Origin of the sequence: Paenibacillus sp. MER 99-2 (assembly GCF_023714095.1) — a bacterium.
Lineage (GTDB): Bacteria > Bacillota > Bacilli > Paenibacillales > Paenibacillaceae > Paenibacillus.
This window is the reverse complement of sequence record NZ_JAMAUZ010000004.1, coordinates 25,618-48,058: the sequence shown is the minus strand read 5'-3', so window position 1 is coordinate 48,058 and position 22,441 is coordinate 25,618. Positions and strand designations below refer to the sequence as shown.

The 22,441-nt window shown below is 45.1% G+C and carries 18 protein-coding genes; 5 read left to right on the top strand and 13 right to left on the bottom strand.

The window, feature by feature from the left end:
* Positions 1-159: 159 nt before the first annotated feature.
* Positions 160-1,146 carry a phosphate/phosphite/phosphonate ABC transporter substrate-binding protein gene (locus tag M3636_RS18775; RefSeq protein ID WP_128100517.1) on the bottom strand — a complete coding sequence of 329 codons (987 nt, stop codon included), beginning with the start codon at positions 1,144-1,146 and terminating at the stop codon, positions 160-162.
* A 285-nt stretch (positions 1,147-1,431) separates the two neighbouring features.
* Here M3636_RS18775 and M3636_RS18770 point away from each other — a divergent pair, with 285 nt between their 5' ends.
* Positions 1,432-3,180, top strand: coding sequence for a bifunctional metallophosphatase/5'-nucleotidase (locus M3636_RS18770; RefSeq protein WP_251383590.1), 1,749 nt, complete (start codon positions 1,432-1,434; stop codon positions 3,178-3,180).
* A gap of 112 nt (positions 3,181-3,292) precedes the next feature.
* Here the strand turns inward: M3636_RS18770 and M3636_RS18765 are convergent, their stop codons facing one another.
* From M3636_RS18765 to M3636_RS18740, 6 genes are all read right to left on the bottom strand, one after another.
* Positions 3,293-3,607, bottom strand: a complete 315-nt coding sequence (locus M3636_RS18765; RefSeq protein WP_128100515.1) for a hypothetical protein — start codon at positions 3,605-3,607, stop codon at positions 3,293-3,295.
* A gap of 254 nt (positions 3,608-3,861) precedes the next feature.
* Complete coding sequence (locus M3636_RS18760) at positions 3,862-5,169, bottom strand: MATE family efflux transporter (protein WP_174715330.1); 1,308 nt, start codon at positions 5,167-5,169, stop codon at positions 3,862-3,864.
* Positions 5,170-5,400: 231 nt separating this feature from the next.
* Complete coding sequence (locus tag M3636_RS18755) at positions 5,401-5,823, bottom strand: MarR family winged helix-turn-helix transcriptional regulator (protein ID WP_251383589.1); 423 nt, start codon at positions 5,821-5,823, stop codon at positions 5,401-5,403.
* A gap of 316 nt (positions 5,824-6,139) precedes the next feature.
* Positions 6,140-7,978 (bottom strand): ABC transporter ATP-binding protein, encoded by a 1,839-nt coding sequence (locus tag M3636_RS18750; protein WP_251383588.1) that lies wholly within the window; start codon positions 7,976-7,978, stop codon positions 6,140-6,142.
* Positions 7,959-9,764: an ABC transporter ATP-binding protein gene (locus M3636_RS18745; protein ID WP_251383587.1), complete on the bottom strand. Its 1,806-nt coding sequence runs from the start codon at positions 9,762-9,764 to the stop codon at positions 7,959-7,961. Before M3636_RS18745 ends, M3636_RS18750 begins: the two co-directional genes overlap by 20 nt.
* Positions 9,765-10,011: 247 nt before the next feature.
* On the bottom strand, positions 10,012-11,064 hold the full coding sequence (locus M3636_RS18740) for a CotH kinase family protein (protein ID WP_251383586.1): 1,053 nt from the start codon (positions 11,062-11,064) through the stop codon (positions 10,012-10,014).
* 357 nt (positions 11,065-11,421) lie between these two features.
* Here M3636_RS18740 and M3636_RS18735 point away from each other — a divergent pair, with 357 nt between their 5' ends.
* The 4 genes from M3636_RS18735 to M3636_RS18720 are packed head-to-tail and all read left to right on the top strand — an operon-like array spanning position 11,422 to position 14,295.
* Complete coding sequence (locus M3636_RS18735) at positions 11,422-12,078, top strand: hypothetical protein (protein ID WP_251383585.1); 657 nt, start codon at positions 11,422-11,424, stop codon at positions 12,076-12,078.
* Positions 12,079-12,131: 53 nt separating this feature from the next.
* The gene (locus tag M3636_RS18730; protein ID WP_251383584.1) at positions 12,132-12,272 is read left to right on the top strand and encodes a hypothetical protein; all 141 of its coding nucleotides are present in this window, start codon (positions 12,132-12,134) and stop codon (positions 12,270-12,272) included.
* Positions 12,273-13,619, top strand: coding sequence for an arsenic transporter (locus tag M3636_RS18725; RefSeq protein ID WP_128100509.1), 1,347 nt, complete (start codon positions 12,273-12,275; stop codon positions 13,617-13,619). It abuts the gene before it with no gap.
* A gap of 13 nt (positions 13,620-13,632) precedes the next feature.
* Positions 13,633-14,295, top strand: coding sequence for a DUF2642 domain-containing protein (locus M3636_RS18720; RefSeq protein WP_251383583.1), 663 nt, complete (start codon positions 13,633-13,635; stop codon positions 14,293-14,295).
* Positions 14,296-14,499: 204 nt separating this feature from the next.
* Here the strand turns inward: M3636_RS18720 and M3636_RS18715 are convergent, their stop codons facing one another.
* From M3636_RS18715 to M3636_RS18690, 6 genes are all read right to left on the bottom strand, one after another.
* The gene (locus tag M3636_RS18715) at positions 14,500-16,155 is read right to left on the bottom strand and encodes an extracellular solute-binding protein (protein WP_251383582.1); all 1,656 of its coding nucleotides are present in this window, start codon (positions 16,153-16,155) and stop codon (positions 14,500-14,502) included.
* 59 nt (positions 16,156-16,214) lie between these two features.
* Positions 16,215-17,084: a carbohydrate ABC transporter permease gene (locus tag M3636_RS18710; protein WP_128100506.1), complete on the bottom strand. Its 870-nt coding sequence runs from the start codon at positions 17,082-17,084 to the stop codon at positions 16,215-16,217.
* Positions 17,085-17,103: 19 nt separating this feature from the next.
* Entirely contained in the window at positions 17,104-18,021 is a 918-nt protein-coding gene (locus M3636_RS18705; RefSeq protein WP_251383754.1) for an ABC transporter permease, read from the bottom strand.
* A 308-nt stretch (positions 18,022-18,329) separates the two neighbouring features.
* Positions 18,330-19,406 carry a response regulator gene (locus tag M3636_RS18700; RefSeq protein WP_251383581.1) on the bottom strand — a complete coding sequence of 359 codons (1,077 nt, stop codon included), beginning with the start codon at positions 19,404-19,406 and terminating at the stop codon, positions 18,330-18,332.
* 5 nt (positions 19,407-19,411) lie between these two features.
* The gene (locus tag M3636_RS18695) at positions 19,412-21,232 is read right to left on the bottom strand and encodes a cache domain-containing sensor histidine kinase (protein WP_251383580.1); all 1,821 of its coding nucleotides are present in this window, start codon (positions 21,230-21,232) and stop codon (positions 19,412-19,414) included.
* Positions 21,233-21,432: 200 nt separating this feature from the next.
* Entirely contained in the window at positions 21,433-22,314 is an 882-nt protein-coding gene (locus M3636_RS18690) for a hypothetical protein (RefSeq protein WP_251383579.1), read from the bottom strand.
* Positions 22,315-22,441: the final 127 nt, after the last annotated feature.

The following is a 22,441-nucleotide window of genomic DNA, read 5'->3' as shown; positions in this document are numbered from 1 at the left end:
GATCGAAGCCTTGCTATAATGGCACAAGCCAGCGCAGCGTAGAGCACGCTGAACTGGCCTGACCACTCTGAACCGATATAGCTAGTCCCATCAAGAGAGATACGTGAAGCAACACGATTGTAAAACGACTTTTAGAGTTGTAGCACTTCTAAGCTACAATTACTCGCCTTTTACTTTTTCGCCATACTGACGAACGATCTCGAACTTGCTATCATCGGACTCTACATAACCTTCATGCGTGTAGATTTCTTTAATGATTTGGTGGCCCTCTGTGTCTTTACCGATATCGATGAAAGCTTGTTTGATCTTCGCAGTCCAATCTGCATTCATATCTGTACGAACAGCAATGGTATCGTTAGGAATTGGCTCAGTGAACGCCAGTACACGTGTATCTTCAAATACCGTTGGGTAATCTTTAGCTACAGTGTTACGAGCATCTTGGAAAATCGCTGCTGCATCAACGTCACCGTTCAGTACAGCAATAACACCTTGGTCATGACCTTTCAATGTTACAGGAGTTACATCTTTCAATGGGTCAATGCCATTGTCGAGCAACAAACCTGCCGGCCATACATAACCAGCGGAAGACGTTACGTTTTGGTAAGCAATTTTCTTACCTTTGAGATCTTCAATCGTTTGGATCGGTGAATCTTTCTTCACGATAAACATCGATTTATAAGAATCAGCCAATTCCTCTGTTGGAGCACCTGTTTCATCATTTACGCCAAAACGTTGAGCTTGTAAAATAACTTGAGCTGCGCCTTTTTCTTTAGCCAGCACATATGCTGTTGGAGGCAGGAAACCTACGTCTACTTTGTTGGAAGCCATTGCTTCAATAATTGTGTTGTAGTCTGTGGATACGCTGACTTTTACCGGAATACCCAATTTGTCACCAAGCAGCTTTTCCAGCGGCTTTGCTTTGGCTTCAAGCGTGTCTGCATTCTGGGAAGGAACGAATTGAACCGTTAGTTCTGTTGGTACATAACCTTCGGCTTCTTTTTCTGTTTCTGCCGTATCAGTAGATGCACCAGATGCGTTCGAACTCGTATCAGCCCCGTTAGACGAACCTGTCGTAGCATTAGACCCACAAGCACTCAGAAACAGAACCAAAATCAACAATGGTAAAAATAAAGCGGACTTCTTCAAGCGAACACCCTCCAAAGAGTTTCTATTTTTCAATACTTATCTACTATAATTGGCAAATATTTGCGCCATGTGAAACGAAATTTGGAGTTTTGTAAAGTTTCTTGTCATGCTGTCAGGGACGATTTCATCTGTTAGAATAGGCTCATTATGGATGAGAATTGGAGAAGAAAAGCATGGAAAAGGCACGAATATCAGGCATGCATCTCTTTCTTCCATTCTTTCTATCGTTCCATTTTTTGGGGTCATTCCATATATATAAACTTATATATTAGAGGAGATTGTAAAATGAAGCCTACTCAACCGACGACAACCTTCGATATTTTGTTCACCAGTGATCTGCATGGGGCCATCCGTCCGATTCATTACAACACCAATGCCTATCGCCCAGCCGGGCTTGCTATGGTAGCTACACTCATTCGGAAGGAACGTGAACGCTCGCCTGAACTGCTGCTGGTGGATAATGGTGATTTACTACAAGGCTCTCCCTTGGCCTCCTACGCGGCTGCCAACGTATCCAAACATGATATTCATCCGTTCATTACCGTGTTGAATGAACTCGGCTATGATGCGGCAGTCATGGGAAATCACGAGTTTAATTATGGGCAGGAGCTGCTCTCTGGAGCCGTTGAAGACTCCACATTCCCATGGTTATCGGCTAACATTGTGCGGACTCGCCCGCAAGAAGACCATGAAAGATTACTAGAAAGCGAGCAAAATGCTGCAGGAAATCAGCCGAGCTACATGACTTATGGGGATGACTCCATTGTGATTCATTCTTATGGAACAGATTCTGAAAAAGGGAATCATCCCATTGCACCATTGGAAGCTGGCATTCCTGCATTTGGCCCTCCGTATCTAATTAAGACATTGTCTTCGGGTGCCAAAATTGCTTTATTAGGTGCAACTACACACTATATCCCAAACTGGGAGCATCCCAAAAATATTGAAGGATTACATTTCCTTGATGCGTTAGAGACCATCCGTGCATGGGTTAATTACATTCGCGAAGTGGAGAAGCCAGATGTTCTTGTGGTTAGTTATCATGGTGGATTCGAAAGTGATCTAGAGACCGGGGAACCAGCTGAACGGTTAACTGGAGAGAATCAAGGGTATGCCATCTGTCGAGATATTGAAGGGATTGATGTACTTCTTACAGGACATCAGCATCGCCAGCTCGCTACAGTAATCCATGGTGTAACCGTCATTCAGCCTGGATTCAGTGGAAGCGGCATAGGGCATGTATCGGTTCAGTTACAGCAAAATTCAGATGGAGCATGGCAAATTACAGATAAACAAGCTAAGCTTCTGCGCTTGGATGAACAGCATGAGTTTGAACCCGATACCGTGGTCATGAGACTTACGGATGAACTGGAGACTCAGGCTCAAGCCTGGTTAGATCAACCGATTGGTGAGGTATCTGGTGACTTGTCGATTTCCGATGCGACAACGCTCCGGCTTCAAGCTCATCCATTCATTGATTTTGTTCATCAGGTACAGATGGAAGCAACGGGAGCACAGCTCTCAAATACAGCCATGCTTAGTGAAGAAGCTCGCGGATTCGGAAGTCAGATCACGGTTCGGGATGTGTTATCGAATTTCATCTATCCTAACACGCTTACCGTATTAGAGCTGAATGGTGAGGATGTTCGAGAGGCGTTGGAGCAAAGCGCACGCTACTTCGAACTGGATTCCTCAGGAAATGTTATCGTTAACCCGGCCTACATCGAACCTAAACCACAGCATTATAATTATGATATGTGGGCAGGCATTGAGTACGAGCTTGATATCTCTCAGCCTGTAGGTAGTCGTGTGGTGAAGCTAGAGCGTAATGGTATACCAATTGCGATGGATAGCACATATTCTGTGGTGATGAATAGCTACCGTGCAGCAGGGGGAGGCGATTATGCCATGTATCCAGGTAAAAAGGTGCTGCATGAAGGCGCCACGGATATGGCGACATTGGTGGAGGATTACATTCGTAGACATCAGCCGTTGACGGTGCAGCCTGCGAATAATTGGAAGGTTATGAACTAGGACAGAGGTTAGAAAACCTCTACCAAATAAATATAGCCTATGAAAGGTTCTCGATTAAGAATCTCTCATAGGCTATTTTATTTTATGATCGGCCAGTCATTCGCCTGGACTTCTAAAAAGGTAAAATACTGTTCACAATGAGCACGAGTATAAACAACGCAATCCATACCAACAACAGGTTAGCCATAGCGATAGCCCACTTGTACTTCCCTTTATGGTAGAATCCCCAACAAGATAGTGATCCTAGCACAGCAATTGGATAAGAGATCAGTAAAGAAACGGCAGCATAGTTCGATGCATAGTCATATGAAGTCGGAGCATCAAACATAAATACACTCATCATCAGCACAATGGGATACGCTAATAGTGTTAATAAGTACAAGCCATTAAATAAAAAAAGCCATGTTGCAATTGTTGAGTTTTTCAATTTTCCAGACGACCTCCATAACCTAGCTTTCCCTATACGAGTATAAGAGCTTTGTGAATAAGCCCTATTATATCCACTTTGTGACATAACGTCATGGTTACGACTTCCATATTTACCCTGTGAAATGTTTGTTGGTTTAGAATAAATGTTGACAGCATGCAATCCCTATACAAATGAGGATTGAACAATAGAAAAAGCAGGATCAGAGTGAATTTCTCCCTCCATCCTGCTCTAATATCCAGCCTAAGCTAAGTTTAAGCATTCACTACAAGCTGATTGTTTTTTTGACTAATACGTCTGTAGTGGAATACAAACAGGATTAGCCCAAGCACACTTGTGATGATTTCAGTTACGGTCATAGACCAGATCACGCCTGTAAGACCAAAGTACTGATGGAAAATAATGATCACTGGAATGAACAAGGTTCCTTGGCAGATTGCCATCACATTCGTTGGAATCCCCTCTCCTGCAGCTTTGAAAATACCGGTAAACAGTCCAGTAAGACCGGTGAACAAGGCAGAGATCAGCATCGCGATCAGGATAGCAGTTCCAGCCTCAAGCACCGATGCATCGGATGAGAACAGGCGAATGACTTGTTCCTTGAACACATAGACGATGCCAATAAAAATTACCGCAATCCCCGTAATATATAGCGTAGCTTGTTTATACGTAGTTTTTAATCGAGCAAAATTTCCACTTGCAAAATTATGCGCCACGAGCGGAATAATCCCCATGAAAACCCCCATCGTTAGAAACTCAGGCAACTGCACAATCCGTAGCGCAATACCGAAGCCAGCGACAATATGATCACCAAATGTCATTGCATAGTGGTTCAACAGCAGAGTCGATACGATCAGGAATGACGTTTGCAGCAGTTCGGATACGCCAATCTTATATACCTCTAACTGATCCTGCAGGTTCAGCTTCCAGTGCTTTAAGAAGCCTCTCAGATTCTCACTGCGATATGATAAATACCAGATATAATAGGCTGCTGAGCAAGCATTCGCTAGTACGATGGACAGCGCAGCACCAAATACATGCCAATCGAAGATAAGAATAAATAGTACATCCAATAAAATGCTGGCAACAATGCTAATGAACATACCATACATCGATTCCTTCGATGCACCTTCTGACCGAACCAACTGTTCCAGCGCAAAGTTCACAATGACAATCGCTCCACCTGCCAATAACGTAATGGCGTACTGACTCGTGTATGCATATACAGCCTGATTGGCGCCAAGTCCATGAACAATCGGGGTGATGAACAACCAAGAGATAAGGGCAATGAATATACCAGCAGCTAAGCTGAAGTAAAGCGAGTAACCTGCAACTTTCTTCGCCTTCTCCGCTTCACCCTTAGCCGTTAGACGCGTAATGAAGGTGCCGCCACCGACTCCAAACATATTGCCAAATGCCATCAACACAGTGAAGATTGGTAAGCCGAGGGTAATCGCACTGAACATGCCTGTATCATGTACTAGACCAATGAAAAAGGCATTGATGAGGTTGTACAGCGTTCCCGCTGACATGCCTAACATCATAGGAATAGACAGATGCATAATAGACTTGTGGACAGGAGCTGTGCTCAGATAATAGGAGTTTGAATGTTTTTCTTTCAAAGGAATTCCGCCTCTCTTTTAATTATAACAATTAGACTTCTAAGTTTTACAGCAAAAAAGATACTCAAGTGTTACCAACCAACGTTGGCACATTGACCAATAGAACCTAAACTGTTAGAATTCTAACTATTTGAATATGAGCAGTTAATCCTGCTCAGTACATCAGCCCTCTTAGAGGTTCTGATTAACCTTGGTCAATAACTGCATCAATGTTGCCTGTTCTTCCTCGGTCAAACTTGCCACAATCTCGTGCTCAACTTTGGCAAACATCTGGGTTACATCTTGAATGACTTGCTCGCCCTTAGGCAAGACGTATAAGTTCTTCTGTCGCTCATTATCTGAAGGAATCTTCCGCTCAATATACCCGTTCTTCTCCAAGCCTTTCAGCATACTCGTAATCGTTGCATCCCGCCGGTTGAATGTCTCAGCTAGGTTTTTCTGAATCAACCCGTTATCCTGATGTTCATAGATATATCCGATGATTCGACCTTGTTGAGCATTAAGCCCTAACTCGTTCACTTGATCATCGGCTTTGCGTTTGATCTTGATTCCAATCGTTTGAAATAGATCCGAATATGGCGTATCTTTCCGCAAGAGAACTCTCCTCCCCTTTGTATAACATCTTAAAGTTAGATATCTAAGTGTTCGTGAGCTAAATATACATCCACTCCGTTTTGCTGTCAAGCATCATAGTTATTCAATCATATGAGCAAGCGTATGTTGGGTTATAAAATAATTATTCACGCAGAATACGGCCATACGATCCAATAAGAAAAACGGACACCCATATAGATGTCCGTTTCTGTATATCCCTTTATTCGGTTGCACCTACTGTAATCATAAGTCATCCCGTTGAGCTCCTGTGGTACCAAGGAGACGTATCCGAGAATGCCAATGACTCACCCAACCGTCACTGCGCCTTCTTACGTAGTTGACTGTAATACAGCTCGCTGTAAAAGCCACCTTGCTCTAGCAAGACGTCATGCGAGCCTTGTTCCAGCAGATGTCCATCCTTCAGCACTAGAATCCGGTCGGCTTGGCGGATCGTGTTCAGCCTGTGAGCAATGACAAAGCTGGTACGCCCCTGCATCAGACGTTGCAGCCCTTCCTGAATTTTGATCTCTGTAACGGTATCAATACTACTTGTCGCCTCATCAAGTACAAGAATGGACGGGTCGGCCAGAATCGCACGTGCGATGGCAAGCAGTTGCTTCTGTCCTTGACTGATGCCACTGCCATCGGCTTGCAATACTTTGTCATAACCACCCTTCATTCGTGTAATAAAGGAATGCGCATTGGCTAGTTTGGAGGCAATCTCCACCTCTTCGTCTGATGCATCCAGACGGCCGAAGCGGATATTTTCCCGAATCGTCCCTTGAAACAGGAATGAATCCTGAAGAACAAATGCCATATGAGAACGCAAATTCTCTCGGCGAATGGTTGTAAGATCCCGTCCATCCACAGTCAGCTTACCCGCCGTTGGATCATAGAAGCGGGACAATAGCTGAATTAGCGTCGTTTTGCCTGCCCCAGTTGGGCCTACTAACGCAATCATCTCTCCCGGCTTCGCCTCAAAACTAATCTCATGCAAAATGTCACGACCTTCATCGTATCCAAAGGAGACCCGGTCAAAGCGCACCGCTCCCTCTACCTTCTCAAGCGATACCGCTGCACCCTCATCCTTCGCTTCTTCATCTTCATCCAGCACTTCAAATACACGCTCCGCTCCGGCTATTGCCGACAATAACGTATTCCACTGATTCGCTAGATCGTTCAGCGGACGTGTGAATTGACGAGCATACTCGACGAAAATGATAATGATCCCCACGGTAACCGTACCCTGAATCGCCAGAATACCGCCGATCCCTGCTACAATGGCGAAGCTCAGGTTATTGAGTCCGTTCATCAGCTTTGGTATAAAACCCGAGATGGTCTGCGCCCAGAAACCGGAAATCCGGATTCGAGTATTTCGCTCCTCAAACCCACGAATAACCCGTTCCTCTTGAGAAAACGCCTTAATGATGCGCTGACCAGATAACGTCTCTTCTATATATCCATTCAGTTCACCCAGGTTACGCTGCCGCTCCTTGAAGAGTGGCCCTGTTCTACGCGTAATCCAGCGCATGCCAAGAGCCATAAGTGGTACAACGATGAACGTTAGCAAGGTCAGCAATGGACTCAGCCAGAGCATGACACCGAACGTTCCAAGCAGGGTTAATATGCTGGAAAAAATCTGGATGGCCGAGCTGTTCAATGTACCGCTAACATTCTCGATATCATTCGTAACCCGGCTCATAATCTCACCCTGCTGACGCTTGCCGAAGAATGGAATAGGCAATTTGTGCAGGTGGGAGAACAAGTCGTACCGCATACGATATACCGTTTCCTGTGCGATTTCGATCATCCATATGTTTTGCAGCCAAGATGTTAGGGAGAACAATACATACACCGCAACCAGTCCAAGCAGGAACCTGGTCCAACTAGCGCTGGTTGATTCTCCATCCATAAAGCTATCTACTGCGACGCCCACCATATACGGCCCAAGTAGTGCAAGTGCTGAGCTTGCAAAAACCATCAGTAGCACGAGTGAAAGCTTCACTTTGCGGCGTGCAAGATACGTCCAGATCCGCCCCAATGTGCCTGACCAATTCTTTGCCCTTGCCTTCGGCTTAGAACCGCCGCCTTTGAGCGTTGCAGGATCAAGCGGTGGTGGCGGTTGACGGAAGGGTTCAATGAATGCTTTGAACATGCGGCGTGCCCTCCCCATATTGTGATTGATAGATGCGACGATACAATTCCGATGAATCCATCAGATCTTCATGTTTACCTTGCCCGATTAGACGTCCATCATCCAGCAGCAGAATTAGATCGGCCGAGGTTGTGGAGCTAATCTTCTGTGTAATGATAAAGGTTGTGCACGATAGCTCCTCCAGTGCATCCAATAACCTTGCTTCTGTTGCCACATCCAGTGCACTTGTACTGTCATCCAGGATCAGAATACTTGGACGACGAATTAATGCCCTTGCAATGGATAAACGTTGCTTCTGTCCACCCGACAGGTTAACGCCGCGTTGACCTAACTGTGTATCATAACCATTCGGTAACTTCTCAATCGTTTCATGAATTTGAGCACGCTTCGCGGCTTCTTGAATCTCAGCGAGCGTAGCATCCTCTCTGCCCCAAGCGATATTATCACGGACAGACCCGGTGAATAGTACAACCTCCTGTGGAACATAACCGATTGCCCCACGCAGCAACGAGGTATCCAGACGTTCGGCGTTGGTACCATCAATCCGGATCTGACCTGTGTCCTCCGTGTATAGTCTTGGAATTAGCTGTACAAGTGAAGACTTGCCTGAGCCTGTCGCTCCCATAATGGCAATGCGCTCACCTTGGCGAGCAGAGAACGAGATATTTTCAAGTACAGTAATATCACTGTTCGGATAATGAAAGCCAACATTTTTGAACTCAACCGCACCTTGTATTAACTGTTGTTTGGGAGTCAGCATGGATGTTCCCTGTTCTACTGATGATGCAGACTGTCCTGATTCTGTAGAAAATAAATTCGCTGTCTTCTGAGCCGATTCTGAATCGTCCTCCGTTTCAAAGACTTCATTCAGCCGCTGTGCTGAAGCGCTTGCTCGGGAGAATGTCACGAGAATCCAAGATAAAGCAGACATCGCTCCAATGGTACGAAGCAGGTAGTTAATGACAGCGACCACTTCACCCACCGTTGCACTGCCCGAGTTAATATCTGCTCGCCCGAACCATAGTACAGCGATAATGCAGCCGTTCATCATGAGCAACATGAACGGCATCGTCGTCTCCGTCAGGCGTAGGGCGGAGATCGTGCCTTTCATCAGCTTGCCGCTGAAGCCGGCAAAGCGTTCAATCTCATGGCCCATCCGCACGAAGACACGGATCAGCCGAATGCCTGTCAGATTCTCCTGGATGACTCCGTTGACGGCATCCAGTCTGCGCTGCACATTTCGGAACAGCAGCGCTGCCTTTTTGATCATCCAAACCACGACAACAAGCAACACAGGCACCATAACGACCAACAACAAACCCAATCGCGGATTAACAACTACGGCCATAATCATGCTACCAATCACGACCAGAGGCACACGCGTCATGAAGCGTAGACTCATGAAGACGGTATCCTGAACCTGGGTAACGTCCCCTGTTAAGCGGGTAATGAGCGATGAGGTGGCGAAACGATTGAATACGGCGTAAGAGAACGCTTGCACTTTATCATACAGCTTCTCCCGCAGATCGTATCCGAATCCCAAGCTCGCATGGGATGCAAAAAACGAACTGGCAATTCCGGCAGCAAAAGCCACAACCGCACTCGCCACGAGCACTCCGCCCCAAAACCAGACGACGGACAGATTCCCTTCCTGTATGCCGTTATCGATAATCTTCGAGATGAGATACGGCTGAGCCAGCTCCACTGCAAGCTCAATCAACATCATGACCAAGGCAGCAATGGCGGCAACTCGGTACTTCTTCAAGTAGTACAACAGCTTGATCATAAGCATTCCTCCGGCTCGGAGCGCTCTAAACCGCTATCCTATTCCAGTTCAGAGCCTCCCTTAGACATGTTGTTTTCTCCACTTTGCCCACTATGTAATCATTTCCTATGTACATATATGGTTATTATAACGTATTTTACAATCCTGCTTCTATTCTTATTACCCTACTTTTCTGCAAGAAATAGTCTTCCCCTCTTTTTTAACGCAAAAAAAAGGAAGGTATGCCCTTCCCAAGCAGTTCGGATGCTCACAACTGATGTAGCTTCTCATGGAGATATTCCCGGCGTTCTGCCACGTAGGTACGAATTCTCTCGGGTTCATCAGCAAACACATCCATAGGCCATTTCATATAAGGGTCTTGCTCGACTTCTTCGGAAATTTCATGGTGTAGTCGATTCACGATGGGCATAATTTTCTGCTCTGTAAAAACACTCGATAGGTGTTGCTGCATCAGTTTCTTGTATTGTTGACGGAAACTGCGGAATGCCAGCAGTCGTCCGGTAAGTTTGTTATAGCCTTGAATACGAACAAGATTGGAGTCAACTCGCGTTCCATAACAGTTCCTCCCCCAAGTACCCTCATAATCCCAAGGTAAGATACCATATTTCCCGCTTTTGATTTTCTCATACCATGTGTAATTTTGATGAAATCCGTCAAAGTTCCCAGTAAGCACAGCTCCACTTAACCAGCGCAAATAGTTGTCCGTATCCACCCTCGACTGTAAAAAACGATACAATTCCAGTCTGGACTTTGTGTTCAACTGTCGAACAAAGGTACTTAACCTTGTGCGATCCACATCCTTGCCCCGAATTAAGCTATATCCGGATAATAGATCGGTGCTTGTTGAAGAGGAATCCGAATTTAATGTAAAACCAGCATGGTCATTCACCGCGTAAAAGATACTACGTACGGGAATTTTCCGTTGGCGAAAAAAGAAGGATTTTACACCTTCGATTCTTAGGTATACTCCCAGAAGCTGTCCGTTCAAGTATAAAACGCAGTGCTTGGTAGATGGAGCAGGCACCCGGATCGACTCAAAAAAGCGAAAAGAAAGCGCATTGCGAATGAGCGAAGGGTCATCGTACTCTGCATTAAAGTGATACGTTCGGCTAGCAGTGCGAATCTCAAATGATTTTTTGGCATAACCGCGTGTATGCCCCCCTCGGTAACGAATCCGGATCGGAATCTGCTTGCCATCCATCTTCATCGTGCTGTTCACAAACGTATCTGACCATATATTGGAGGTTAACTGTTGATATTCGGTTGTAGACAAGCTGATATGGTAGACAGGTAAAGCCATTTCCATCCGCCTTTCGAGTACCTGTGAGATTCGCCCGTAGGTCTTTATCTCATCCTATGCAGAAAAACAGAAAATCGTACGGGCGAATGCATAGTCCTGTATGTATTACCTCCAGCTTCACCTCCAGCATCACATCTAAGACTGTGAAGTTAGAGGTGATATTATTCTATAAGTATACATTCAATTTCATAGATTATAGCCAAAATAGTATAAAAATAGATTCCCGGCTAGTCCCTCCAAGAAGCATGTCACATATGCTTAAACTACAGACAGACACGAATGACAAATGGAAGGGATCACGATCACATCCACCATTTTTGTCCATCTGAACTTATATCATGGAAGGGGTAAAACACAATGTCTATGAATGGTGAAGGAATGAGAGGTTTGTTGGGAAGAGAAATTAAGGTTAACCGGGGAGGACCTGATTCAGTACAAGGTACACTGACGGACGTACGCTGGGACTATATGGCAATAAAATGTAAAGAAGGGATCGTCTACGTTAATGAAACACATGTCAAAAGCATAACAGATACAGGTCGTTCCGTTGGGAACAGAAGTGCAGGCATGGGTAACCCTATTCCCGCCAACACGTTTCTGGGCGTTATGCAGGCACTCCGCTTCCGCCGTGTCCAGATCAACCGTGGAGGGCCTGAGAAAGTCGAAGGTATCCTGGCTGATGCCAACCAGAACCAATTGATCATAACTTTGAAAAATCAGGAGATTGTGCGTATTCCGATACAACATGTGAAATCTGTATCCGTCATACGTGGTGGCGGCAACAACAATAACAATACAAGTCAAGGAAACCAAACCGCTCAAGGTAATCAGGCGGCTCAAGGCAACCAGTCCCGTGGAAATCGTTCCCAAGGAAACCAAGCCCAGAGTAATAAGTCTGGCGGGAATAAATCCAGTGGCAACAAGTCTCGGAGTAATCAAGGCAATCGCTCTCAGGGGCGACGGGCTCAAGAGAACCAAGCCCATGGCAACAAGTCAGGCGGTAAAAAGAATTAAACAAACTAAACTAATCTCTTAAGTTATCTACTAGCTTAAAGGGGGGAATTATCATGTTGATCTTCATTGCATTAGTCCTAATTGGTGTGCCTTTTTACTGGATCGTTGCGCCCGGAAGACCTACCACTCCATCCCATGAACATCTAATCCAAGCTTCGTCCGGACTTCTCCCCCTGGGAGGTGAATCACAGTAAATGTCGGACTACCAGATGTGGTTAACCTTTGGGGTATTTATCATCACTGTCATTTTCCTGATGTGGCGTCCTGGTGGATTAAATGAATCCATCCCCACCTCACTTGGCGCCCTTCTTCTTATTTTAACTGGAGTGAGCAGCTATGCTCATATTGTTGGAATCTTTGGAATCGTATCTGGTGCAGCCGTAACGATTCTCTCTACCATTGTAATGTCAATTATCCTGGATAGCATCGGTTTTTTTCGCTGGATCGCCTTGAATATGATTGAGAAAGCGAGAGGTTCTGGCTTTCGATTGTTCTGGCTAGTTCTATTACTTTGTTTTCTCATGACCATCTTCTTCAATAATGATGGCAGTATTCTAATTACAACTCCGATTATTATTCGAATCTGTTTCATCCTTCGTTTGAAAATGCATCAACAGTTGCCCTACCTGATCTCCGGTGCGCTCATCGCTACGGCTTCAAGTGCGCCAATTGGACTTAGTAATCTAGCTAATCTGATTGCTCTGCAAATGGTAGGCTTAAATCTGAATACGTATACTCAGATGATGTTTGTGCCTTCTATGCTTGCGATCATAGTGATGACCGTACTTTTATTCTATTATTTTCGCAGGAGTATTCCCAAAGTCATTCATCACTTCCCTGTATCCCTGCAATCTTCATCAGGTTCAGGATATCATCCACTACAGACCGATGAAACGGAGAATAAAGTAGACTGGTGGCTGTTCCGTGTCTGTATAGGCATCGTTGTATTTATCCGAGCAGGATACTTTCTAGCTGAGCAAGTCGGTATACGCATGGAAGTTGTCGCACTCACCGGTGTTATTCTCATGCTCATTGTGCGTTGGTACCGTACCCGTACTGGACTCAAAGATGTGATAACACAAACACCTTGGCACATTCTACTCTTTGCCTTCAGCATTTATGTTATTGTGGATAGTCTTCACCGAGCAGGAATGACAGCATCCATTATTCAGTGGATGAAACCTATGATAGAAGGAGGAAATGCCAGTATTATCGCTGTGTCAGGGCTGATGCTCACTCTGCTTTCCAATCTGTTCAACAATTTGCCTTCTGTCATGATTGGAACCTTTGCCGTTACTGATCTTCAACTGAGTGAATCTCAACTGCATCTTGCGTATCTTGCAAATATTCTGGGAAGTGATATCGGAGCCTTGCTGACACCAATAGGTACCTTAGCAACATTAATTTGGATGTATATATTAAAGACCCATCATATTCGAGTCTCCTGGAAACAGTATATGAAAGTTACTATCATTGTGGTACCCATCAGTCTAATTGTTAGCCTAATTTCATTATTTATTTGGACATCTATAATCTATTGAGAGGAGGAATACTGTGGAACTCGTTACGCATTGGCTGGGTAAATCAATTGAATTGGAACTGGCTGGCTGTAAACTTCCAATTCAAGGAGAGATCATTGATGTAGGTCAGGATCTGATTGTAGTCTATGAAAACCATCGTTTTATCTATATTCCACTTCATCATGTTCAAACCATGCATGCCAACACCTCAGATTTAAGTGCGGTTATTCCGAAGCCTGACCCCGAGATTGACCACGACAACATTTCGTATCGAAAAATGCTGATGAACGCCCGTGGACGATTCAGCGAGATATCGATCGCAGGACGAACACTGCATGGTTATATTACGAACATTATGAATGACTATTTTATGTTCTACTCTCCCTTATATCACTCTTCTCTATACGTTTCAATCAATCATCTGAAGTATATCATTCCATCCCCTACCAACAGCACACCATACTCTCTTAGTCAGCAACATTTCCCTATTCAGCCCTCGTCCATGCCACTCTCCCGTACATTCGATCAGCAACTGCATAAAATGATAGGTGAACTTGTAATTATCAACCTTGATTCCAAGCCTTACCATGCAGGATTATTGAAGAGTACAAACGGTCATTTGCTTACACTTGTAGAAGCGGAAGGGACTTCATTAATTATGCACACCGATCATATTCAGACCATTCATCTCCCCTGAGTATCACAAAAAATACAAAGGTTCATCAGTCTATATCTGATGAACCTAACCTAATACTTCCATCCTACCATCCCTTTAGTTTAGAGCTAACCTTCAAATCAAAAGAACCAGGACATGATGTCCTGGTTCTTTTGATTTGAAGTAGACCAGTGCTTTTCACTGTAATCTAGCCCCTCCAGATATGCTTTGTTCAAAGCAATAATTTCACTCTGATTTCTCAAAGTCCGCCTGTTGCTGTTCATAGATTTCATAGAAATCTTCCCATACTAATACGTTATCCTTCTCCTTGCTCCACCAGTCCTTGTACCACGCTTCGATCTCTGAACCGCCTCCCTGTTCCCACTGCTTCTGTGCATCGATAGCAGCCTGCTCAACCGTATATTTGCTGCCACCAATTATGGAACGGGTATAAATATCATTGATGGCTGTGCTCACATTTGTAAACTTCACTTGGAGTTCCTTCGGCAATTGCGGCATATGCTCCGAATGGGTAACACCTTCTCCCACAGGAAGATCTGTCATATAGACCTCCCTCGCTTCCTTGAAGAGACGTAGCCCTTCCTTCTGCGATGGAATCTCTTCACTGAACAGCATTTCGGTATAACCGCACTTACCTTCCTCCAAGCGACTGTACAGCATCGCATAATCGCCTGCCCAGCTTATCTCCTGCTTGTATTTCTCCTGATCCGAGATGCGCGGACAACCTTGATCGTTCAATGTATAATGTGTGCCTTCAAATCCGTTTTTGAAGGTGCGACCGTTTTCTGTTTTGGTTAGAAAATCAATATACTGCATGGCCGCTTCCGGATTTTTAGCACGAGCATTGATGGCTGCGGTCATCTGAACTGGGTTATTCCACACCATCGTATAATGTCCTACCGACGTAGATGGTAACGGGATAACCTTTAATTTTGCCTCTGGAACATTCTGCATTAATGTATCCAGTTCCTTGGCTGCAAACCCCGTATAATCGGAGGTCATGGCGGCATACATACCAATTTTTCCATTTAAGAAATCCTGTTTCGCCTTCGCTCCATCCTTATCGGTCAGAAAATCTTTATCGACTACACCTGCTTCATATAGCGCACGTTTGAATGAAGTTGCTTCCTTCAAATGGTTAGGGCCAACCACAACCTCCCCGTCCTCCATGTTCACAAAGTTCGCATTATACATATACCGGAACAGACCTGCCGTATCGCCGAACTGAAATCCACCTATACCGTAGGTGTCGTTGACTCCGTTGCCGTCAGGGTCATTTTCTGTAAACGCCTTGGCAACCGCCAGCATCTCTTCCTCATTAGTCGGCACCTCCAGATTCAGCTTCTCCAGCCAATCTTCACGAATGAAAAAGCTCGTCAGTGGAAAAACCTCATTCATACGACCCACTTCGTATAATTTGCCATCACTTTTGATGCCCGCTTTCTTAAGCTGCGGATATTTCTCCATCAGTGCCTTGTATTCCACACTGGAGTTCTCGATCAGGTCATCTAGCGGCATCAACTGTTTCTGATTAAACAGTGTATTTCGGATCGGTGTACCGAATTCAAAGATAAGATCGGGCGCGCTACCAGAAGCAAACAATACATTCAGTTTGGATTGCGATTCCCAGCGGGGAACTGCTGTATATTTTACATTTGCCGGGCCATTCTCATTAATCCACTTCGACCACATATTATCTTCAATCGTACCCATACCGCTAGGGACGGCTCCCCGATCATAAATCGTTGACGTGATATTTCCCCTGCTGTTCTCCCCTTCAGCCTGTTCACTTGAACCTCCCCCAGTGCATCCAGCCAATAACCCGCCAATTAAGCCCAGAACGAGACTCGACTTCATCCATGCCTTCATCGTTAACGCCATAGATAAGACCCTCTTTCTCCCTATATTATGAACTGATGCGATGTGACCGACAGGCTGCCTTACCCTTTAATTGAGCCAAGCATGACCCCTTTGACAAAGTACTTCTGCAAGAATGGATATACTGCCAGAATAGGTATGACCATCACGATGACAGCGGCTGCTCGGATACCTTCTGGAGTCAGATTCGAAATCATCGTTGGATCGGTAAAATCCTGTACATTCAGATTGGACATAATCATGTTTTGGACAAGCACGGTCATGTTGTATTTCGACGTATCATTGATATAAATCATTACGCTCATGAATGAGTTCCAATAGCCTACGCCATAAAAGAGAGCAATCGTCGCCAGCAATGGCTTGGATAACGGCAGCACGATTCGGAACAAGAGCCCAAGCTCCCCACACCCGTCGATGCGTGCGGCCTCGTCCACTTCCCCCGGCAGATTTTCAAAATAAGATCGCATGATCAACATGTTATACGTACTCACAAGACCCGGTAACCAGAGCGCGCCATAACTGTTCACGAGACCGAGATTCTGCACAACTAGATACGTTGGAATGAGTCCACCGTTAAAAATCATCGTAAACACCATCGCCATCGTAAAAAACCGTCTGTGATAAAAGTGTCTACGTGACAGCGGATAAGCCGCCATAATCGTTACGGCCATACTGAGCCCGGTGCCAATCAACGTAATCTCGACACTGTTCCAAAATGCATTCAGAATCGGCGTCCCCGTAATCAGACTATGATAGGAGAACCAGGTAAAATCGACGGGCCACAGCCCCACTTCACCGGATACAACAGCTCTTGCATCACTGAATGACAGGGCGATGATATTCAGCAGGGGCAGAATACAGCTAATCGCCACCAATGATAACAAGACATAATTCATCAGATAAAATACTTTTTCTCCTCTGGTTTTCCTCATGCTGTTCTGATCTCCCTCCTTACCACAAGCCTTCGTTAAATCGACGTGCAATTGAGTTCGCGCTGAAAATAAGGATAAATGCGACCAAGGATTCAAATAGTCCCATGGCTGTTGTCAGACTGAACTGCGCCCCCTGAAGACCTGTACGATAGATGTATGTACTAATTACATCCGCCACCTCGTTGACATTAGAGTTCTGGAGCATATACACCTGGTCGAATCCAACCTCCATAACTCGACCCATCGACAATATAAGCAGAAGAATAATTGTGGGGCGTATCCCTGGAAGAGTTACATGCCAGATCTGACGCAGCTTGCTGGCTCCATCCATCTGCGCAGCCTCATACTGACTCGGATCAATGGTTGTTAACGCCGCGAGAAATATGATGGCATTGAACCCCATGTCCTTCCAGATGCCGGATCCAACAAATACCGCAATCCATGAACCCTTGTTATACATAAATGGATAAGGTTCTCCCGTCCAGGCTTCGACCCAACGGTTCACGATTCCATTCTCCAAGGAGAATACCGTCATGATCATCATCGCAATAATGACCCAGGAGAAGAAATGCGGCATATAGACCACCGTCTGCACCGTCCGCTTGAAAGCCATATTCCGTACTTCATTCAGCATGATGGCTAGAATAATCGGGATCGGAAATCCAATGATGATACTTAATAAACTGAGAAATAACGTGTTACGTATAATCTCCACCGTACGCGGATCACTGAATAGTGTCTGAAAATGCTGCAAACCGACCCACGGACTGTTCCATAAACCGTCGTAAAAATTGTAATCCTTGAACGCCATGACCAATCCCCCGATGGGTGCATAACGAAAGGTCAGATAGAACAAAATTACTGGAACAAACATTACGATTAACGGAATATTCATCTTGAATCTTCGCAACCGTTGCTGGCGAATCCGCTGCTTCATTTCATTGTCAGGTGGTTGGAAACCAGATGGTGAACCTGCGGTCAGTTCCCCCTTCATTTGCATCACTCCCTTCTGCTACTGCTGATGTACTATAGTTGTATTTTAGATAAAAATGAAAGCGTAAACATTTGATATTTAACGATTCTTTTTTAAATTTCTACACAAAAATAACCCCACATGCCATCGTGGGGCCATCCCTGATATTAAGTTGCTATGGAAAACGAGCTGCGTATGAAATGATATACATTAGATAATAAACAGACTGTACATTGGCAGCTACTTGTGAGGAATTGCGTTAATATACCTGTCTACCTGTTCACATGTTCACCTGTTTGCTTGCGGTATTCCCGGGGCGAGACACCTGTCATTTGTTTGAATACCGTCGTGAAATAACTGGAATTATCGAACCCGGTTTGTTCCGCGATCTCCGCCATGCTCTGCCGCGTACGGTGAAGCAGCAATTTGGCTTTCTCAATTCGGCGCCTGCTAACATATTGACTAAAGCCTTGTCCCGTCTCTTTTTTGAACAAATGACTTAGATAGTTGGGTGTCACATGAACATGCGTGGAGACTGATTGCAAGGTGCAACTTCTGGAATAATTCATCTCAACATACTGCATCACTCGTGTAATGACATGATCCTGATGTTCCTGAGTTAACCTTCTCAGCATATCCAACCACTCTTCACTCTTAGATCGAGCCCAGGTGATGACTTCCGGTACGTTATGAACCCACAGCAATGGCTCTGCACCAAATTGTTCCGTGCCACCTGATTCCTGGAGTTGAAGCTGCTGTGCCAGCAATTCAGTCATCACCTTCATCAGCATATGTACCTCTTCTTTGGCTCGTGGCAAAGTCATTTGGGACGCTTCTTCCAAGAGTCCATCTATGCGTTGAATGATCGCTGCGAATTGATGGTGGAGCAATAGCGAGTTCAGTTCCTCTTTCAGTCTTTCGGTTCGGTCAACCTGACTGTATTGTGCCCTGATTCGATTGTCGGACTGTCTCTGGCGATATCGTTCATGTGCCTTACGTAGCACCTGACAGGCTTCATCGAGGGAGAACGGCTTCAGTAGAAATTCAATCGCTCCGTAACGGATAGCGCGCTGCGCATATTCGAATTCACGATACCCTGTCAAAATAATAATCATGATGTCGCGTCCACTCTCGTGTATACGTTCAGCCAAGTCCAGACCGTCCATTATAGGCATGTTGATATCCGTAATAATCAGATCAGGTGTGCAATGGTCTACGACTTGTATCGCTTCTTCTCCATCTGCCGCTTCCCCAACAACTTCCCAGCCAAGGGGATTATTCCGAATCAGATGGATCAGTCCTTGACGAAATAACGTTTCATCATCCACCACAAGCAAACGTCCATTCACAGAACCTACTCCTCTCTGTTATCTGAATGTTCCGAACGGGAATTTTCACCTATCTGATAAGGTAAGCGAAGCCGTACAAGAGTGCCTTCATTTACCTTCGACTCGATCTGCACACCATAGGGATCGCCATGAATGAGCTCAATTCTTCGAAGAACGCTCTGCATCCCTATATGTTGACGCTCCTCATCCGCAGGTGCCATAGGTTCCATAATGCGTTCCATCACCGATGTGTTCATGCCGCAGCCATTATCTGAGACTTCTATGATAAGCATGTCTGGTACCGCGTCCTGTCCATCTTGGTGTGAGCAACGAATATGCAGATGACGGTTATCTCTCTTGTCTGCAAAGGCATGAACAAACACATTCTCCACGATCGGTTGAAGCAGCAAGCGAATCACCTGGCAACGGAGCAATTCTGAAGGAACGGAAATTTCAATCGACAACGCTTCCTGGTAACGTGCTTGCTGGATCTGCAAGTAATGTTCGATCTGGTTCATCTCGTCTTGCAGGGTCGTTAATCGTTGTACGGGTTCAAGTGTATATTGCAACATTTCGGACAGGGCAGTGACAAGGCGGGCTGATTTCTCGTCACCAAGCATATAGAATTTCCAGAAAAACATAGTGAGTGTGTTATACAAGAAATGAGGGTTCAGTTGTGCTTGAATGGCTTTGAGCTCGGCTTCTTTCTCACTGAGCTCCCGCTCATACACTTCATGAATCAATGTATCGATCCGGGAAGCCATCGCATTGAATCGTTCACCGATGAAACCTAGCTCATCCCGGGTCTCAATCTGTACCCGTGTATTGAACTGTCCATCACGCACTCTTTTCATCGCATTGACTATACTCGCCAGCGGACGCAACAACCTACCACTAATGATTGTGATAATAAGCCAGGAGCATACTATGCTAGCAACCGCAGAGAAGACGGCGACTTTTACGATGATCTTGCCTTTATTCTGAATCTGAGCTAGTGATACTTTGCTGACCAAGGTGAAATTAGCCTTGTCTGAGGTTTGTTTGGTATACAAATGCGTCGTGCCCTGTTCATCCCTAATCTCGGTTGCCCCTATACTCAACTCCTTCAAGGGCGGTGGATCAGCATCTTGATTATGAAAGGCATATAGAAGCTCACCATTGGTGTCGAATAGATACACCGCAACTTCATCATTTAGCCGCAGGTCTTTGAGATACGATTCAAACAGCGAGGTGTTAAACAGTATTAACATCACACCATACGTCTCCAGATCAACAGAGCGCATTAATCGTCCTGCTAAGATCCAATTGGTCTTCTCTTCTTGTATAAATGCATCCGATTCCAGACGATTCCAAACATATTCACCGCCTGTTCCTTCTAATCTATGAACCATCTCTGCCAGATAGGAGGGATTCATCTGTTGAAATGAACCCGCAAAGGCTCCGAGATTAAACACATTTTCTTTCAAATCATAAATACGGAGACCCATAATCTCAGGTGCATCCAATCGTACCTGGTATAACTGATCATCCAATTCATCTTCCAGCTTCATCTGATCATAGGAGGAGATACCTGCTTCTTGTGCCTTAATGGCATTTTTGACGGAGGGATTCAAGGTGATATAATCGGTGACTTTATACATATCATTGACCCGTGAATCTAGACGTGCAAGAATCTGCTCTGCGGTAAGGCTGTACTGGCGACTCACTTCTTCATTAAATAGGTCGATATGTATGCGATAGGTGATTAGCCCCGTAATACCTGAGATGACTACCGTGGCTGCCGACAAAAACAAAATGAGCTTCGTTCTGAATTTAAAGCGTTTACAAATTTCATCCCACCACTTCACATACACGCACCTCACTCTTACTTCCTTACCAGTTTCTTGTAAAAACATATCATACCCCTATGCGAAAAAACAGAAAAACTCTGACAACCACAGAAGCGGCAATCAGAGTTTGAACGCATTTGTATCCGTTGAATCCGTTGAATACTAAAATAGTGTGGTGGAAATTGCGCGAACCAGCTTAACTCTGGATCGAGCTCTCATTATTCCCCGTAAATTTCTTTGATTCGCTCTTCCTTGTTCGTCGACAACAGGACATTCAGGAATCCCATCGCATTGTTTGCATCCGTTCTCGCTGTCTTGTACACCTCGGCAAACGCTGCTTCATCCTGCGCAGGGTCAATCTCCGCTAGCTTGGCCCATGATGTACGAGCCTTGTCATACAAAGTGGTCAGTGTGATGTCATCCGTCGTCTGTGCAACAGGTGCCATCGATTCAAACTCGGAGGACTGTTGGAAGAAACGCAATGTATTAACGAAGGATGCATTGCTGTAATCCTTGTTATTCATCGCCTCCTCGGTAATTAACAGACCTTCTCGAGCGATAAATAGCGTCTTAACCATAGCACGCTCCAGGTTGGTCGCTTCCTCCCATGTTATATAGGATTCATTCGGTGCTTGAACGGTTGTGAAAAAAGGAAATGCATCATCAATTAATGGCTGTGAATCTGTATGAATAGGTCTGCCCGTATTCACATCAACTACAGCATCACTATAGTTGGCAATATTCACGTTCTTGGAATCTTTCTCACTTACACGGCGCACCGGATGGTCATCTAACGGAATGCGGATATATCCGACGTTGTCCGCATACTTCTCAACGAGTTCATCCATCGTTGAATCAAGACCGATCTGCCCCTCTTTTACCGAAGAATCTGTCTCGTTTGTGTTGGAATCAGATGAAGTGTCGGCATCCGAACTAGCTGCTGTCTGATCTGCTGGCTTTTCCGTTGCCGCCGTTACTTGAGAGGAGTCCTCGGTCGGCTCCGCCGTCTTCGCTTCCTTAGCTCCTCCGCCACAGGCGGTCAACACAGCCGCCAAGCTAAACAGTGCAACGAACATTTTAATTGAACGATTCCAACTCATTGTGTGATCTTCCCCTTATCTTGTGATTGTCTCTGAGATTCATTAACCTGTACATGAAGGTATGAATAGAACTTCCGAACATAATCCATTCGTATGGATTAATTACATAGCGCACGAATTTGATTCA

Excerpts from the sequence above, each read along its gene's own strand:
- M3636_RS18710 (WP_128100506.1), bottom strand. The coding sequence starts at position 17,084 with ATGAGGAAAACCAGAGGAGAAAAAGTATTTTATCTGATGAATTATGTC.
- M3636_RS18735 (WP_251383585.1), top strand. The coding sequence starts at position 11,422 with ATGTCTATGAATGGTGAAGGAATGAGAGGTTTGTTGGGAAGAGAAATT.
- M3636_RS18725 (WP_128100509.1), top strand. The coding sequence starts at position 12,273 with ATGTCGGACTACCAGATGTGGTTAACCTTTGGGGTATTTATCATCACT.
- M3636_RS18770 (WP_251383590.1), top strand. The coding sequence starts at position 1,432 with ATGAAGCCTACTCAACCGACGACAACCTTCGATATTTTGTTCACCAGT.
- M3636_RS18730 (WP_251383584.1), top strand. The coding sequence starts at position 12,132 with ATGTTGATCTTCATTGCATTAGTCCTAATTGGTGTGCCTTTTTACTGG.
- M3636_RS18750 (WP_251383588.1), bottom strand. The coding sequence starts at position 7,978 with ATGTTCAAAGCATTCATTGAACCCTTCCGTCAACCGCCACCACCGCTT.
- M3636_RS18705 (WP_251383754.1), bottom strand. The coding sequence starts at position 18,021 with ATGAAGCAGCGGATTCGCCAGCAACGGTTGCGAAGATTCAAGATGAAT.
- M3636_RS18690 (WP_251383579.1), bottom strand. The coding sequence starts at position 22,314 with ATGAGTTGGAATCGTTCAATTAAAATGTTCGTTGCACTGTTTAGCTTG.
- M3636_RS18715 (WP_251383582.1), bottom strand. The coding sequence starts at position 16,155 with ATGGCGTTAACGATGAAGGCATGGATGAAGTCGAGTCTCGTTCTGGGC.
- M3636_RS18760 (WP_174715330.1), bottom strand. The coding sequence starts at position 5,169 with ATGCATCTGTCTATTCCTATGATGTTAGGCATGTCAGCGGGAACGCTG.
- M3636_RS18745 (WP_251383587.1), bottom strand. The coding sequence starts at position 9,764 with ATGATCAAGCTGTTGTACTACTTGAAGAAGTACCGAGTTGCCGCCATT.
- M3636_RS18740 (WP_251383586.1), bottom strand. The coding sequence starts at position 11,064 with ATGGCTTTACCTGTCTACCATATCAGCTTGTCTACAACCGAATATCAA.